The organism is Novosphingobium sp. (assembly GCF_031417815.1).
In the GTDB taxonomy this organism is placed as follows: domain Bacteria; phylum Pseudomonadota; class Alphaproteobacteria; order Sphingomonadales; family Sphingomonadaceae; genus Novosphingobium.
The window spans coordinates 23601-38887 of sequence record NZ_JANOWI010000038.1 but is presented as its reverse complement, the minus strand read 5'-3'; the positions used below and the strand labels follow the sequence as shown (position 1 = coordinate 38887).

General features: G+C 64.6%; 15 protein-coding genes. 6 read left to right on the top strand and 9 right to left on the bottom strand.

Annotation, left to right across the window (positions count from 1 at the left end; genetic code table 11):
• Positions 1-61: 61 nt before the first annotated feature.
• The 7 genes from RMN99_RS09590 to RMN99_RS09560 form a co-directional block, all read right to left on the bottom strand.
• On the bottom strand, positions 62-256 hold the full coding sequence (locus RMN99_RS09590) for a formate dehydrogenase subunit delta (RefSeq protein WP_309623094.1): 195 nt from the start codon (positions 254-256) through the stop codon (positions 62-64).
• A 134-nt stretch (positions 257-390) separates the two neighbouring features.
• Positions 391-3234: a formate dehydrogenase subunit alpha gene (gene fdhF / locus RMN99_RS09585; RefSeq protein ID WP_309623093.1), complete on the bottom strand. Its 2844-nt coding sequence runs from the start codon at positions 3232-3234 to the stop codon at positions 391-393.
• A complete protein-coding gene (locus RMN99_RS09580; RefSeq protein ID WP_309623092.1) occupies positions 3224-3754 on the bottom strand; it encodes a molybdenum cofactor guanylyltransferase in 531 nt (176 codons plus the stop codon). Before RMN99_RS09580 ends, fdhF begins: the two co-directional genes overlap by 11 nt.
• Positions 3751-5265: an NADH-ubiquinone oxidoreductase-F iron-sulfur binding region domain-containing protein gene (locus RMN99_RS09575; RefSeq protein ID WP_309623091.1), complete on the bottom strand. Its 1515-nt coding sequence runs from the start codon at positions 5263-5265 to the stop codon at positions 3751-3753. The genes RMN99_RS09580 and RMN99_RS09575 overlap by 4 nt, the downstream gene beginning before the upstream one ends.
• A complete protein-coding gene (locus RMN99_RS09570) occupies positions 5262-5684 on the bottom strand; it encodes an NAD(P)H-dependent oxidoreductase subunit E (RefSeq protein WP_309623090.1) in 423 nt (140 codons plus the stop codon). The genes RMN99_RS09575 and RMN99_RS09570 overlap by 4 nt, the downstream gene beginning before the upstream one ends.
• A gap of 31 nt (positions 5685-5715) precedes the next feature.
• Entirely contained in the window at positions 5716-6645 is a 930-nt protein-coding gene (locus tag RMN99_RS09565; RefSeq protein WP_309623089.1) for a LysR family transcriptional regulator, read from the bottom strand.
• Between the two features lie 33 nt (positions 6646-6678).
• Positions 6679-8079, bottom strand: coding sequence for a short-chain fatty acyl-CoA regulator family protein (locus RMN99_RS09560; protein WP_309623088.1), 1401 nt, complete (start codon positions 8077-8079; stop codon positions 6679-6681).
• 196 nt (positions 8080-8275) lie between these two features.
• Here RMN99_RS09560 and RMN99_RS09555 point away from each other — a divergent pair, with 196 nt between their 5' ends.
• The 6 genes from RMN99_RS09555 to scpA all read left to right on the top strand — a co-directional run bounded on the left by RMN99_RS09555 (position 8276) and on the right by scpA (position 14700).
• Positions 8276-9808 (top strand): acyl-CoA carboxylase subunit beta, encoded by a 1533-nt coding sequence (locus RMN99_RS09555; RefSeq protein WP_309623087.1) that lies wholly within the window; start codon positions 8276-8278, stop codon positions 9806-9808.
• Complete coding sequence (locus RMN99_RS14390) at positions 9789-10184, top strand: Rap1a/Tai family immunity protein (RefSeq protein ID WP_409035247.1); 396 nt, start codon at positions 9789-9791, stop codon at positions 10182-10184. Before RMN99_RS09555 ends, RMN99_RS14390 begins: the two co-directional genes overlap by 20 nt.
• A gap of 193 nt (positions 10185-10377) precedes the next feature.
• A complete protein-coding gene (gene mce, locus RMN99_RS09550) occupies positions 10378-10845 on the top strand; it encodes a methylmalonyl-CoA epimerase (RefSeq protein ID WP_309623086.1) in 468 nt (155 codons plus the stop codon).
• Between the two features lie 197 nt (positions 10846-11042).
• The gene (locus RMN99_RS09545) at positions 11043-11831 is read left to right on the top strand and encodes an enoyl-CoA hydratase-related protein (RefSeq protein WP_309623085.1); all 789 of its coding nucleotides are present in this window, start codon (positions 11043-11045) and stop codon (positions 11829-11831) included.
• Positions 11831-12442 carry a glutathione S-transferase family protein gene (locus RMN99_RS09540; protein ID WP_309623084.1) on the top strand — a complete coding sequence of 204 codons (612 nt, stop codon included), beginning with the start codon at positions 11831-11833 and terminating at the stop codon, positions 12440-12442. The genes RMN99_RS09545 and RMN99_RS09540 overlap by 1 nt, the downstream gene beginning before the upstream one ends.
• An 11-nt stretch (positions 12443-12453) precedes the next feature.
• Positions 12454-14700, top strand: coding sequence for a methylmalonyl-CoA mutase (gene scpA / locus RMN99_RS09535; RefSeq protein ID WP_309623083.1), 2247 nt, complete (start codon positions 12454-12456; stop codon positions 14698-14700).
• Here the strand turns inward: scpA and RMN99_RS09530 are convergent, their stop codons facing one another.
• Together RMN99_RS09530 and RMN99_RS09525 are read right to left on the bottom strand one after the other, a co-directional pair.
• Positions 14701-14991 carry a HigA family addiction module antitoxin gene (locus RMN99_RS09530; protein ID WP_309623082.1) on the bottom strand — a complete coding sequence of 97 codons (291 nt, stop codon included), beginning with the start codon at positions 14989-14991 and terminating at the stop codon, positions 14701-14703.
• 10 nt (positions 14992-15001) lie between these two features.
• Positions 15002-15280, bottom strand: coding sequence for a type II toxin-antitoxin system RelE/ParE family toxin (locus RMN99_RS09525; RefSeq protein ID WP_309623081.1), 279 nt, complete (start codon positions 15278-15280; stop codon positions 15002-15004).
• Positions 15281-15287: the final 7 nt, after the last annotated feature.

Here is a 15287-nt window from a genome sequence, read left to right as displayed (position 1 = left end):
GTGCCCCCGCCCCAACTCCTCTCCGCGGGGGAGGAGTGATTCTGCCCAATCAGGGCAGACTTTAAAACCGGTCAATCGCCGCCCGCGCGATCGGATCAAGCCCCGCGCGGTCACCGCCAAGGATCGCGGCCTTCATCCGCGGGTCCCAGTAGTCCTTGAGGTGCTGGAAAGTCAGCTCCACCGCCTGCGCCTCGCCTTGCGCGGCAAGGTTTCTGGCGATCTGGTTGGCCATGTAGGTCAGCCGTTCGATATCCATCTAAGTTCTCCCCGCCCGCTTGCGGGAGGGGCTGGGGGTGGGCCACTCTCCAGGCAGGGCGCAGCAACCGACGGGCCCACCCCTGACCCCTCCCGCAAGCGGGAGGGAGATGCAGGCGTACCGCAACAAATCAGTCACTCTGCCGGAACGCGCGCCACGCGGCGGCTCTTGTCGGACCAGCTGGCATAGCTTTCCTGCCACTCGCTGGGGCCGTTGCTGGGCAGCACCTGCACCGCGGTGACCTTGTATTCGGGGCAATTGGTCGCCCAGTCGGAATAGTCGGTGGTGACCACGTTGGCCTGCGTCGCGGGGTGGTGGAAGGTGGTGTAGACCACGCCCGGCGCAACCCGATCGGTCACGGTCAGGCGCAGCGTGGTCTCGCCAGTGCGGCTGGCAAGGCGGGTCCAGTCACCGTGCTTGAGGCCCCGGTTTTCGGCATCTAGCGGATGCATTTCGAGCACGTCTTCCTCGTGCCAGACGTTGTTTTCAGTGCGCCGGGTCTGCGCGCCGACATTGTACTGGCTGAGCACGCGCCCGGTGGTCAGCAGCAGCGGATAGCGCGGCCCGGTCTTCTCGTCGGTCGGCACGTAATCGGTGACGATGAACTTGCCTTTGCCGCGCACGAAGCCATCGACGTGCATGATCGGGCTGCCATCGGGACTGGCGGCGTTGACCGGCCATTGCAACGAGCCTTCGGCGTCGAGCCGGGCGAAAGAGACCCCGGCGAACGTCGGGGTCAGCCGCGCAACCTCGTCCATGATTTCGCTTGGGTGCTGATAGTTCCAGCCCAGCCCCATCGCCTTGGCCAGTTCCTGCGTCACTTCCCAATCGGCATAGCCGCCGGCCGGTTCCATCACCTTGCGGACCAGCTGAATCCGGCGTTCGGCGTTGGTGAAGGTGCCGTCCTTCTCGAGGAAGGTGGAGCCCGGCAGGAACACGTGCGCGTAGTTGGCGGTTTCGTTGAGGAACAGGTCATGGACGATCACCAGTTCCATCGCTTTCAGCCCCGCCGCCACATGGTGCGTGTTGGGATCGGATTGCAGAATGTCCTCACCCTGCACGTAAAGCGCGCGGAAGCTGCCATCGAGCGCGGCATCGAGCATGTTGGGGATGCGCAGCCCCGGTTCGGGATCGAGCGCAACGTTCCAGTCCGCTTCGAACAGCTCGCGCACCGCCGCGCCCGAGATATGGCGATAGCCCGGCAGTTCGTGCGGGAAGCTGCCCATGTCGCAGGCGCCCTGCACGTTGTTCTGGCCGCGCAAGGGGTTCACGCCCACACCGCGGCGGCCGATGTTGCCGGTGGCCATCGCGAGGTTGGCGATACTCATCACGGTGGACGAACCCTGGCTGTGTTCGGTCACGCCCAGCCCGTAATAGATCGCACCGTTACCGCCGGTGGCGAACAGCCGCGCGGCTGCGCGCAATTCCTGCGCGGGAACACGGGTGACCGGCTCCAGCGTTTCGGGGCTGTGGCGTTCCTCCGCAACAAACCGCGCCCAGTCCTGATACGCATCGATCTCGCAGCGCTCGTTGATGAACGCTTCATCGGCCAGCCCTTCGGTGACGATCACGTGGGCCATCGCGGTCAGCACGGCAACATTGGTGCCTGGTTGCAGCGCCAGATGGTGCGCGGCATCGATATGCGGCGAATGGACCAGATCGATCCGGCGCGGGTCGATCACGATCAGCTTGGCCCCCTGGCGCAGGCGACGCTTCAGCCGACTGGCGAAAACCGGGTGGCCATCGGTGGGATTGGCGCCGATCACCATCACCACATCGGCGTCCATTACCGAGTCAAAGTCCTGCGTACCGGCGCTGGTGCCGAAGGTCTTCGACAGGCCATAGCCGGTCGGCGAATGGCACACCCGGGCGCAGGTATCGACGTTGTTCGATCCGAACCCGGCGCGCACCAGCTTCTGGACCAGGAAGGTCTCTTCATTGGTGCAGCGGCTGGAGGTGATCCCGCCCAGCGCGCGCGGGCCGTGCTCGGCCTTGATCGCGTTGAGCTTGTCGGCGGTGTAGCTGAGCGCCTCGGTCCAGCTGACCTCGCGCCACGGCTCCTCGATGCTCTCGCGGATCATCGGCTTGGTGATCCGGTCCTGATGGTTGGCATAGCCCCAGGCGAAGCGGCCCTTGACGCAGCTATGGCCGCGGTTGGCTTTGCCGTCTTTCCACGGCACCATCCGGACCAGCTGTTCGCCCTTCATCTCGGCGCGGAAGGTGCAGCCAACTCCGCAATAGGCGCAGGTAGTGATCACCGCGCGTTCGGGCTTGCCGATCGCCTTGACGCTCTTTTCCATCAAGGCGCTGGTCGGACAGGCCTGGACGCAAGCGCCGCAGCTGACGCAGTCGCTCGACATGAAGCTGTCTTCAAGCTGCCCCGCGCCGATCTTGGAACCAAACCCGCGCCCGTTGACCGCCAGCGCCAGCGTGCCCTGCACTTCATCGCAGGCCCGCACACAGCGCGAACACGTGATGCATTTGTCGGGCTCGAACGCAAAATAGGGGTTCGACGTATCGTCGGCCTGCCCCATGTGGTTCGCGCCTTCATAGCCATAACGCACATCGCGCAGGCCCACTTCGGCGGCGGTATCCTGCAGTTCGCAATCGTTGTTGGCGCTGCAGGTCAGGCAATCGAGCGGGTGATCGGAGATGTAGAGTTCCATCACCGACTTGCGGATCCGCGCGAGCTTGTCGGTCTGGGTGTGGACCACCATCCCTTCGGCCACCGGGGTGGTGCAGCTGGCCGGGGTGCCGCGCGCGCCATCGATTTCGACCAGACACATCCGGCACGATCCGAACGCGGCGACGCTGTCTGTCGCGCACAGGCTGGGGATCGATCCGCCGCATTCCTTGGCCGCGCGCATCACGCTGGTGCCGGCCGGAACGGTGACTGCGCGCCCGTCGATGAGCAGGGTCACCTGCGTTTCGGACAGGACTTCCGGGGTGCCGAAATCGGCCTGGCGTTCATAGCCCACGATGCTTCTCCGCCTGCGCCAGATCTTCCGGCGTGTTGATGTTGATACTGGGGTGCGCGGGCTGGACCGCGCGGGCGCCGATCGCTTCGGCAAAGGCACGCATCGAATGGCGGCCATCGCCGTGCAGGATCGCTTCGATTGCGGCGATTGCACTGACCGGCCACAGCCCGACCACCGGTTGATCGGTCAGATAGGCGGGGGCCGGGCTGAGCAGGCCGGGCAGGCCCTCGGGCAGGCCGCCGGAATCGACCCCGCAAGTCAGCACCAGATCATAGCCTTCGTCGCGCGCATCGTAGAGCGCGGCGGCAATCCCGCCGAGCGGACCGAGGCCAGCGCGCGGCCGGTCGGGCAAGGTCGGGGCAGGGGCGAATTCGCGCCCGACCACAACCACTTTTTCGCACCAGCCCGACAGCATATCGATGGCGCGGATCATCAGCGTCTCGCCGTGCAGCACGGCCAGCGCTTTGTCGCTGCCAAAGCGGCTGGATTGCCCGCCGGCCAGGACTGCACCCAGGATCACGAGAAATCCTCCGGCCAATGCTTCAGGGCCGAGCGCACCGGATACGGTGTGAACCCGCCCAGCGCGCAGAGCGAGCCGAACTGCATCGCCTCCATCAGATCGTCGAGCAGCGCCAGCTCTTCATCGCGGCTGCGCCCGGCCTTGCGGGCGTTGTGCATCTGCGGAAGCGCTTCCACCGCATCGGCGTGGACCTTGCCGCCCGCGCGGATCCGGTCGATCAGTTCGACGCCTCTGGTCGAACCGATCCGGCACGGGGTGCACTTGCCGCAGCTTTCTGCGGCGCAGAACTGGAACGCGAAGCGCGCCATCGCGCCCATATCGGCGCTGTCATCGAACACCGTGATCCCGCCGTGCCCGATCAGCGCATCGGCCAGGGTATAGGCCTCATAATCGAACGGCAGGTGGAACTGATCGGGGTGGATATAGGCCCCCAGCGGCCCGCCGACCTGCACCGCCTTCACCGGGCGGCCCGATGCCGTGCCGCCGCCAATCTGGTTGACCAGCGTTTCCAGCGTGATCCCGAAGGCCGTCTCATACAGCCCGCCATGCTTGATATTGCCGGCCAGCTGGATCGGCATGGTGCCCTTGGAGCGTTCAATCCCGAGCTGCGCGTAAAGCCCGGAGCCGCCCTCGGCCATGATGTGCGGGATTGCTGCCAGCGTCAGCACATTGTTGACCACGGTCGGCTTGCCAAACAGCCCTTCCAGTGCAGGCAGCGGCGGCTTGGCGCGCACTTCGCCGCGCTTGCCCTCGATCGAGTTGAGCAGCGAGGTTTCCTCGCCGCACACGTAGGCCCCGGCACCAACGCGGACTTCAAGCTGGAACGGCGCGATGTGTCGCGCGGCCAGTTCGATTGCCGCGTTCAGCTTGGCAATCGCGTGCGGATATTCGCTGCGGACGTAGATGTAGCCCTGGCCTGCGCCAACCGCGTGAGCGGCAATCGCCATGCCCTCGATCAGCTGGAACGGATCGCCTTCCATCAGCATCCGGTCGGCAAACGTGCCGCTGTCGCCCTCGTCGGCGTTGCACACGATGTATTTCTCGTCGCCCGCTGCTTCCATCACGGTGCGCCACTTGATCCCGGCAGGAAAGCCAGCGCCGCCGCGCCCGCGCAGCCCGCTTTCGATCACTTCGGCGACCACATCGGCGCGCTCCATCGCCCGGGCTCGGGTCAGCGCAGACCAGCCGCCGGTGGCCTGGTAGTCTTCAAGGCTGAGCGGGCGGGTCTTGCCCGCACGAGCAAAGGTCAGGCGCTGCTGGCCGGTGATGAACGGGTGATCGGCAATCACCCCGATCGCCTTGGCGCTGCTGCCACCCAGGATCGCCGCGACATCGTCCAGCCGTGCCGGGCCGAAGCCCTGGCCATTGATTTCAACCAGCGGTTCCAGCCAATGCATGCCCCAGCTTGAGGTCCGTTCGACCGTGCAGCCCGCCGCCACGAATGCCGCCGCCAGCGCGTCTGCGCCCAGTGCCACCGCCATGGCATCGTCGGAGATCCGCACCGTGGTCATGCCATGTTCACCAGTCGCACCAGTTCGGCCTCATCCAGCCCGGCGTAGATCTGCCCGCCGATCCGCGCGCTGGGGCCCATCGAACACAGGCCGAGGCAGTATACTTCCTTCAGGTTGACCCGCTCGCCCGCCGCCGCTTCGGCCGCCGGCACCAGCGCTTCGACGCCGCGCGCCTTGCAGGCTTCGGCGCGGCACAGTTCCACCACCGGGCGCGGATCGTGGGCCTGCGTAAAATCGTGGTAGAAGCTGACCACCCCGTGCACTTCGGCGCGGCTGAGGTTGAGTGCCAGCGCCACAGCCTTTTCTGCCGCAGGATCGATGCAGCCGAAGGCGCGCTGGATTTCGTGCAAAATCGGCAGCAATGCGCCCTTGCGGCCGGCGTGCGCGGCGATGATCTGATCGAGGTTGCCCGGTTCCATGGCCCCTCGTGCGCGTGGACGCACCCGCGCGTCAAATCGAATGATTTGAAGGGTGATAGAATTTCTCTATCATACTTTCGGGTTCGAACTGCTGCGCCGCGATAAGCCCCGCCCGCGCCATCGAGCCGAGCGGATCGCGGCCCACCACCACCAGCCCCATCCGCCGCACCGGCACCTCGGGTTCGATCGGCACGAACCGGCACCAGTCAACGCCTTCGAACAGCCCGGCATAGGCATCGGGCACGATCGAGACGAAATGGCCCGATCGGACCAGCGAGAACAGCGAAATGTAATTGTCCGCGATCGATTTCGGACTGACCGAAAGCCCGGCCCGGGCGAACTGCGCGTCCAGAATCCGGCGGTATTGCATGCCCTGGTGGAGCAGGCACAGCGGCAGGCTGGCAGCTTCTTCCCAAGTGATCACCGCGCGGTCATCAAACCCCGTCCCGGCCCGCGCGATCAGACGGTATTGCTCGTTGTGGAGCGGGGCGACCAGCATGTTGGTTGGCGGTTCGTGATCGAGGTAGGTCAGCCCGGCATCGACCTCGTTGGCGTGCAGCGCATGTTCGATCTCGCGCGATGTGCCTGCGGTTACGGCCAGCGTAAGCCCCGGATAGGACCGCAACAGCGCGTCGCCAAACGGCCCGACCAGCGGCTGCGCCGAAGGGATCACGAACAGCCGGAATTCGCCCGACAGCGCGGCAGCATCGCTGGCCGCCGCCTGGGCCAGCCCGCGCACCGCGCCCAGCGCCGCTTCGGCCCACGGCAGGATCGCCATGCCCTGCTCGGTCAGCCCGATAAAGCGCCGATCACGCTCGACCAGCCGCTTGCCCAATTCGTGCTCAAGCGTGGCCAGCCCGGCGGACAAAGTCGGCTGCGAAACCCCGCATTCGCTGGCCGCCATGGCAAAGTGGCGGGTCCGGGCAAGGGCCACAAAATAGCGCAGATGCTGAAGTTGCATGGCCTTCCTCTCGGCTTTGAGAGGATTTGTCTATCAGGCCAGCGCGTAAGGCACCACCCCGCGATTGTCCGGGTCAACGCTGATCGGGCGGTCGCTGGGCGGGAAGGCGCGTTGATCGCAATCGGGGCGGGGGCACAGGCGGCACGAGACGCCGATCCGGGTCGCGGCGCGCTCACTGGTCAGGTCCAGCCCATCGGCATAGACGAATTCGGCAGCGTGCTCCGCCTCGCAGCCCAGCGCCACGGCATAGCGGCGCGGCGCGCGGGTGTAGCTGCCGCTCGGCTTGACCAGCCCCTTGGCCATCGAGACATAGCGCACCCCGTCGGGGGTTTCGGCCAGTTGCACCAGGATCCGGTCGGGGATCGCCACCGCCTCGTGCACGATCCACAGCGGGCAGGCCCCGCCGAACCGGGCGAATTGCAGCCGCGTGGCCGAATGGCGCTTGGTGATGTTGCCCGCCATATCGACCCGGCAAAAGAAGAACGGCACCCCGCGCAGGCTTTCGCGCTGCAGGGTTGAAAGCCGGTGGCAGGTCTGCTCGAAACTGGTGCCGAATTGCTGGCTCAGCCGGTCGATATCGTGGCGCAACTCGCGCGCATGCATGCGGAACCGCGCATAGGGCATCAGCAGCGCGCCCGCGGCATAATTGCAGAGGCCCACGAACAACAGCTGGCGGCTGGCGGCGCTGCCCAGCGACGCCGCTTCGACCACCGCAGCGATCTCGTCCTTCAGCGCCAAGGCGGCCAGCTGGTGGGCCAGCTGGAACCGGCGGCTTTCGGCGGGCTGGCCGGGATCGATCGTCAGGTGGCCCATTTCGGCGTCAAAACTGCGCAGGCCTGCAACGCCCGAATAGATCAGCGAGATCGACAGCGCTTGACGCAGATAATCCTCGATCGCCCCGGTGCCGGGGGAGAGGCCGCCGAGCCGACCGGCCAATGCCTCGGCCGCGCGGTCGATCGTATCGACGTAATTCCCGGCGAGGTGAAACCAGTCGCGCACTTCTTCCCATGGCAGGCGCGCCGGCGTGCCGATCTCGCTGGTCAGCGCCTCGTCGACCATCTGCAGCCGCTGCCCGCTGCGGCGATAGGCCTCGTGCAGCGCCACGAAGCGGTCGGCCAGCATGGGCTGCTGTTCGGCAAAGCGCGCCAGCTGCACCGCATCCAGCGCATCGCCAAACAGCGGATCGGCATTCGCCTCGCGCAGCGCCGCCAGCCGCGTTTCCGCCGCCCCCACCCCGATCTCGCGCCAATCGAGCGGAAAGGCCCGGCTCAATCGCTCGATCAGCGCCGGGGTAAGTGGGCGATCATCATGTTCAAGCTGCGATAGATAGGACGTGCTGATCCCCAGCAACTCCCCCATCGCCGCCTGATTCAAGCCCCGCTCAGCGCGCAGCGCCTTCAACCGATCTCCAGCAAATATCCGGCGCTTGATCATGGCAGCTTCCTCTTCGCGCCTTTGCGCCTTTGCGTGAAATTCGAATGGGTTCACGCAAAGGCGCAAAGGCGCGAAGAAGAATGGGCCGCTTCGCGGAAATTTGCAAACTAGCACTTCGCAACTTTGCAAATTCGCATTGGACATTGCCCCTTTCCCCCCGCATCCAGCACGCTTGGACTAATGGGATTGGGTAAGAATGTCCGCAAACATCGCCGAAATGGAACGCCGCCGCGCCGCTGCACGCGCGGGCGGCGGGCAAAAGCGCATCGATGCGCAGCACGCCAAGGGCAAGCTGACAGCGCGTGAGCGGCTGGAGATCCTGCTCGACGAAGATTCGTTCGAGGAGATCGGCTCTTACGTTGAGCACAACTGCACCGATTTCGGGATGCCCAGCCAGACCATTCCGGGCGACGGGGTGGTGACCGGCAGCGGCACGATCAACGGCCGGCTGGTCTATGCCTATGCGCAGGATTTTACCGTGTTCGGCGGCGCGGTTTCGGAACGCCACGCGATGAAGATCTGCAAGATCATGGACGCGGCGATGAAGATCGGGGTGCCGGTGATCGGCCTCAATGACAGCGGCGGCGCGCGCATCCAGGAAGGCGTGGCCAGCCTGGGCGGCTATACCGAAATCTTCCAGCGCAACGTGCTGGCCAGCGGCGTGGTGCCGCAGCTTTCGCTGATCATGGGGCCCTGCGCGGGCGGGGCGGTCTATTCCCCGGCGATGACCGACTTCATCTTCATGGTGAAAGATTCGAGCTACATGTTCGTCACCGGGCCCGACGTGGTGAAAACCGTGACCAACGAGATCGTCACGCAAGAGGAACTGGGCGGCGCGGTGACGCACTCCACCAAGACCTCGGTCGCGGACCTGGCGCTGGAGAACGATATCGAGGCGCTGCTGACCGCGCGTGATCTGATCGATTACCTGCCGCTCAACAACCGCGACGGAGTTCCCGAACGGCCGACGTCTGACCCGTGGGACCGGATCGAGGACAGCCTCGACACCCTGATCCCGGCCAATGCCAACCAGCCCTATGACATGCACGAAGTAGTCAAGAAGGTACTGGACGAGGGCGAATTCTTCGAAATCCAGCCCACCCATGCCGGCAACATCCTGGTCGGTTTCGGCCGCATTGAAGGCCGCACCGTGGGCGTGGTGGCCAACCAGCCGATGGTCTTGGCCGGCGTGCTTGATATCAATGCCAGCAAGAAGGCTGCGCGGTTCGTGCGGTTCTGCGATTGCTTTGAAATTCCAATCCTGACGTTCGTCGACGTGCCCGGGTTCCTGCCCGGCACCGCGCAGGAATACGGCGGGATCATTAAGCACGGCGCCAAGCTGCTGTTCGCCTATGCCGAGGCAACCGTGCCCAAGATCACCGTGATCACCCGCAAGGCCTATGGCGGGGCCTACTGCGTGATGAGCTCAAAACACCTGCGCGGCGATCTCAACTATTCGTGGCCGACCGGCGAAATCGCGGTGATGGGCGCCAAGGGCGCGGTCGAGATCATCTTCCGCTCGGACATCGGCGATCCCGACAAGATTGCCGAGCGGACCAAGGAATATGAAGACGCCTTCGCCAACCCCTTCGTGGCGGCGAGCAAGGGCTTCATTGATGAGGTGATCCACCCGCGCAACACGCGGCGGCGGATTGCGCTGGGGCTGCGGAAGCTTCGGGGGAAAAATATTGAAAATCCTTGGAAAAAGCATGACAATATTCCGCTTTAGCCTTGCAGCTTCAGCTTTACTTTTTGTCAGTTCGTCAGCGACAATGGCTACGTTGACGTTCGAACCACCGTTGCATAAATTCAAATCAGGAAATCAGCTCCTGTCTGAATGCAATACCGAAAAATCGGATCCAGCTTACACTAGACGTTATCTAGCGTGCCTAGGATATGTCGCAGGTGTGATTGATCAACACGAAACATTGGTTAGCTTGCATAAATTGGAACGACAGTTTTGTTTGCGGCCGAATGTTAATCTCGATCAAGCCACTGATGTGGTCGTCGGTTGGCTTAGGCGGAACCCAAAGGAGCGCGACCTCACAGCTTCGCTCTTGATCAATTTTGCCCTTCAAGATGCGTTTCCTTGCAGGACATCATGATCAAACTAAGCCGCCCCAATCATATCGGCGTGGCAACGCAGCCTAAGCCCCTCCCCGGCGGGGAGGGGTTGGGGTGGGGGCTCTCCGCTGTGTCACGCACGCAACACCGAACCCCCACCCCGCTGCGACTAAGGCAGCAAGCTGCCAAGTCTCGCTGCCCCTCCCCTGAGGGTAGGGGGTATGGAGAAGTGTCATGAAACTAGGCCGCCTCAACCACATCGGTGTCGCCACGCCCTCCATTGCGGACTCGATCGTGTTCTATCGCGACGTCATGGGCGCGACCAAGATCCACGAACCGTTCGATCTGGAATCGCAGGGGGTGAAGGTCTGCTTCGTCGATACCCCCGCCCATTCGACAGGCTCAGGGTTGTCGGATAGCGGAGGCACCCAGATCGAGCTGGTCGAGCCGCTGCCCGGCAACACCTCCATCGCCAGCTTCCTTGAGAAGAACCCGGCCGGCGGGCAGCATCACATGTGCTACGAAGTGCCCGATATTCACGCCGCCAAGGCCGAGTTTGAAGCCATGGGCAAGCGCGTACTGGGTGAACCCCGGATCGGCGCGCATGGCACGCTGATCTTCTTTGTGCACCCGCGCGACATGGGCGGGGTGCTGACCGAGATTATGGAGACGCCGAAGGACGAGGCGCATTTGTCAAACTAGCGCACACGCCGTCACCCTGAACTCGTTTGACCGAAGGTCACTGCGTTCCAGGGTCCATTGCGCCGAATGTCCGGAGCGCGGTGAAAAACGAAAACGGAGCCGTTCTGCTGACTAACAGCGCATCGGTTCAAACGAGAAATGGACCCTGAAACGAGTTCAGGGTGACGAGTTTTTGGAATTTGAGAGGGAGTTCTGAAGTGGCTGACTACGAAACGATTATCGCCGAGCGCATCGGCAATGTGCTGAAGCTCACGCTCAACCGGCCCGACCGGCTTAACGCCGCCTCGATCCAGCTGGCCGAGGAACTGGGCGCGGCGTTCTATGATCTTGGGGACGCGCGCGCGGTGCTGATCACCGGGGCGGGCAAGGGCTTCTGTTCGGGCGCGGACCTCGCTGCGCGCGGTGAGCGTAGCCCGATCGAGCAAAAGGGCGGCAGCCACCGCGCCTTGCAGAACTTCTACAACCCGCTGGTCACGCAGATCCTGCGCTGCCCGGTGCCGGTGGTGACCGCGGTCAACGGCGCGGCGGCGGGGGTCGGCTGCTCGATCGCCTTGGCGGGCGATTTCGTGCTGGCGGCCAAGAGCGCCTATTTCCTCCAGGCCTTCGTCAACATTGGCCTCGTGCCCGATGGCGGATCGACCTGGCTGCTGGCCCGCGCCATCGGCCGCGCCCGCGCCACGCGGATGATGATGCTGGGCGAGAAGATCGGTGCAAGCCAAGCCGAGGATTGGGGCCTGATCTACAAGGCGGTTGAGGATAGCGCGCTGATGGATGAGGCGATGGCGCTGGCCACGCGGCTGTCCGAAGGTCCGACGGTGTCGTACTCGACGATGAAGGCCAACATCCAGACCGCGCTTGATGGCACCCTCAGCCAGGTGCTGCTGGCCGAGGCCGAAGGCCAGCGCGTGGCCGGGGCCAGCGCCGATGCGATGGAAGGCGGGCTGTCGTTCATCCAGAAGCGCAAGCCTGCGTTCCAGGGCAAGTGATGCTGTTCTTCAACAGCCCCAACCCCGCGCCCAACCCGCGCCGGGTGCGCATCTTCGCGGCGGAAAAGGGCATTGCCCTGCCAAGCCGCGAACTTTCGATCCCGGCGCGCGAGCACAAGGCGCCGGAGTTCACCGCGCTCAACCCGCGCGGGCAGACCCCGGCGCTGCAGCTCGATGACGGAACGGTGATCGCTGAAAGCGTTGCGATCTGCCGTTATCTCGAAGGGTTGCAGCCTGAGCCGCCGCTGTTCGGCACCGGCGCGAAGGAGCAGGCGCTGGTCGAGATGTGGAACCGGCGGGTCGAGATGATCCTGATGCCGCCGATTGGCGCGGTCTGGGTCCACACCCACAAGTTCACCGAGCGGCTGCCGGGGCGCATCTTGGAATGGGGCGAAAGCAACCGCCCGCGCATTCACGATGCGATGCGGTTCTTTGATGCCTCGCTGGAAGGCCGCGAATTTCTGGCCGCCGATAGCTTCTCGATCGCCGATATCCTGCTGCTGTGCACGGTCGATTTTTCGGACTTCATCGGCATGCCGGTGCCGGATGACCTCTCCCACTTGCGCGCCTGGCACGCGCGCGTCTCTGCCCGGCCCAGCGCTGCGGCCTGAATGGTACGAACATGACCAAACCGACTGTTTCCGATTGGCAGGCCGCCGCGACCAAGGAGGTCAAGGGCAAGGACCTGACCTGGAACACGCCTGAAGGGTTTCCGATCAAGCCGCTCTACACGGATCAGGACGCGCCCGATCCGGGCCTGCCGGGCTTCGCCCCGTTCACCCGCGGCGTGCGCGCCTCGATGTACGCGGGCCGTCCGTGGACGATCCGCCAATACGCCGGATTCTCCACCGCCGAGGAAAGCAACGCCTTCTACCGCCGCAACCTCGCCGCAGGGCAAAAGGGGCTGTCGGTGGCCTTCGATCTCGCCACCCACCGCGGCTATGACAGCGATCACCCGCGCGTGGTCGGCGATGTCGGCAAGGCCGGTGTGGCGATCGATTCGGTTGAGGACATGAAGATCCTGTTCGACGGGATTCCGCTCGATCAGATGAGCGTCAGCATGACCATGAACGGGGCGGTGATCCCGATCCTGGCGTTTTTCATCGTCGCCGGGGAAGAGCAGGGGGTCGATCAGTCCAAGCTCGACGGGACCATCCAGAACGACATCCTCAAGGAGTTCATGGTCCGCAACACTTATATCTACCCGCCCGAGCCGAGCATGCGGATCGTCTCGGACATCATCGCCTACACCTCGGCGCATATGCCCAAGTTCAACTCGATCTCGATCTCGGGCTATCACATGCACGAGGCCGGGGCGACGGCGGTCCAGGAGCTGGCCTTCACCATTGCCGATGGCAAGGAATACGCCGCGCGCGCGATGGCGGCCGGGCTGGATATCGACGCGTTCGCCGGAAGGCTCTCGTTCTTCTTCGGCATCGGCATGAACTTCTTCATGGAAGTGGCCAAGCTGCGGGCAGCACGCACGCTGTGGCACCGGGTGATGGATGGGCTGGGGGCCAAGGACGAACGCAGCAAGATGCTGCGCACCCATTGCCAGACCAGCGGCGTTTCGCTGCAGGAGCAAGACCCTTATACCAACGTGATCCGCACCACGATCGAGGCGATGGCCGCGACTTTGGGCGGCACGCAGAGCCTCCACACCAACGCGCTCGATGAAGCGATTGCCTTGCCGACCGACTTCTCGGCCCGGATCGCGCGCAACACCCAGATCGTGCTGGCCGAGGAAAGCGGGATCACCCGCGTGGTCGATCCGCTGGGCGGGTCATATTACGTCGAGGCGCTGACTGCGGAACTGGTCGATCAGGCTTGGGCCTTGATCGAGGAAGTCGATGGGCTGGGCGGGATGACCAAGGCAGTTGCTTCGGGCATGCCCAAAGCCCGGATCGAACAAGCCGCCGCCGCCCGGCAGGCCCGCGTCGACAAGGGCGAGGACGTGATCGTCGGGGTCAACAAGTACCGCCTCGCGCAAGAGGCGCACCTCGACACGCTCGATATCGACAACCACGCGGTGCGCGAGGCGCAGATCGCGCGGCTGAAGGCAACGCGGGCGGCGCGCGATGAACCGGCATGTCAGGCGGCGCTGAAGGAGCTGACTGCGGCAGCGAAAGTACCTCCCCGGCACGGGGAGGGGGACCATCCGCAGGATGGTGGAGGGGACTCGCCGCACAACGCAGCGCTCGCCGGAGATTCCCCACCGTCATCGCTGCGCGATGCCACCTCCCCGGACCGGGGAGGATCTAACCTCCTTGCCCTCGCCGTGCGCGCTGCCCGCGCCCGCGCTACCTTGGGCGAGATCTCCGATGCGATGGAGGTGGCATTCGGCCGCTACGCCACCCAGCCGGTCCCGGTGAAGGGGGTCTATGGCCCGGCCTATGCCGATGACGCACGCTATGCCCAGGTGATCGAAGGCGTCGCCGCCGTCACCCGCCGCCTCGGCCGCACGCCGCGCCTGCTGGTCGCCAAGATGGGCCAGGACGGCCACGACCGCGGCGCCAACGTGATCGCCAGCGCCTTCACCGATATGGGCTTTGATGTCAGCAGCGGCCCGCTGTTCCAGACGCCTGAGGAAGCCTGCGCGCTGGCGCTGGAGAAGGACGTCGACGCGGTCGGCGCGAGCTCGCTGGCGGCGGGGCACAAGACACTGGTCCCCGAACTGATCCGGCTGCTGAAGGACGCGGGCCGCGCCGATATCAAGGTGGTTGCGGGCGGGGTAATCCCGCCGCAGGACTATGACTACCTGCGCGAGGCCGGGGTCCAGGGAATCTATGGCCCGGGTAGCAACGTGGTCGAATGCGCGGCCGATATGCTGCGCCTGCTGGGGCACAACATGCCGCCGGTGGATGCCTGACTATGCCGCCAGCACTTCCTTTTTCACTGCCGCGCCGAACTTCGCTTCGGCATGGTAAAGCTCATAAGCCGATTGCATGTCGAGCCACAATCTGGCGGGCGTTCCTAGGCTCGCTTCGAGCCGTAATGCGGTATCAACGCTGATGCCGCGTCGCTCGGCAACAATATCCTGGATGCGCTGCGGGGGCACGCGCAGCTTGAGCGCGAAAGCGTTGGCGGAAAGGCCGCGCGCCTCAAGCTCTTCGCGCAGCACGGCACCGGGGTGCACTTGTTCGAAAGCGAATTTGGTCACGGCTCAATCCTCAATGATAGTCTACAATATCAACATCTTCGGCGTTTCCATCGGCAAACCGGAAGACCAGTCGCCACGGCCCGTTGATCGTCATCGCCCACTGGCCCTGCCGATCGCCGACCAGTGGATGCAAGCCGACCGATTTCAGCGGCGGGATATCGTTAAGCGAGGTGGCAGCATGCAACACCTGCAAGCGCGCCATCGCCTTGGCCACATCCATGCCAGTGAATTTCGACTTGCCGTCCCGAGCAAAGCGCTCTGTCGCGCGGTTGGCGAAGCTCACGATCACATGGAGT

What these genes read in the sequence shown, in the direction of transcription:
- scpA (WP_309623083.1), top strand. Translation starts at nt 12,454, where the DNA reads ATGACCAAACCGACTGTTTCCGATTGGCAGGCCGCCGCGACCAAGGAG.
- RMN99_RS09540 (WP_309623084.1), top strand. Translation starts at nt 11,831, where the DNA reads ATGCTGTTCTTCAACAGCCCCAACCCCGCGCCCAACCCGCGCCGGGTG.
- RMN99_RS14390 (WP_409035247.1), top strand. Translation starts at nt 9,789, where the DNA reads ATGACAATATTCCGCTTTAGCCTTGCAGCTTCAGCTTTACTTTTTGTC.
- RMN99_RS09560 (WP_309623088.1), bottom strand. Translation starts at nt 8,079, where the DNA reads ATGATCAAGCGCCGGATATTTGCTGGAGATCGGTTGAAGGCGCTGCGC.
- RMN99_RS09565 (WP_309623089.1), bottom strand. Translation starts at nt 6,645, where the DNA reads ATGCAACTTCAGCATCTGCGCTATTTTGTGGCCCTTGCCCGGACCCGC.
- RMN99_RS09590 (WP_309623094.1), bottom strand. Translation starts at nt 256, where the DNA reads ATGGATATCGAACGGCTGACCTACATGGCCAACCAGATCGCCAGAAAC.
- RMN99_RS09575 (WP_309623091.1), bottom strand. Translation starts at nt 5,265, where the DNA reads ATGACCACGGTGCGGATCTCCGACGATGCCATGGCGGTGGCACTGGGC.
- mce (WP_309623086.1), top strand. Translation starts at nt 10,378, where the DNA reads ATGAAACTAGGCCGCCTCAACCACATCGGTGTCGCCACGCCCTCCATT.
- RMN99_RS09570 (WP_309623090.1), bottom strand. Translation starts at nt 5,684, where the DNA reads ATGGAACCGGGCAACCTCGATCAGATCATCGCCGCGCACGCCGGCCGC.
- RMN99_RS09555 (WP_309623087.1), top strand. Translation starts at nt 8,276, where the DNA reads ATGTCCGCAAACATCGCCGAAATGGAACGCCGCCGCGCCGCTGCACGC.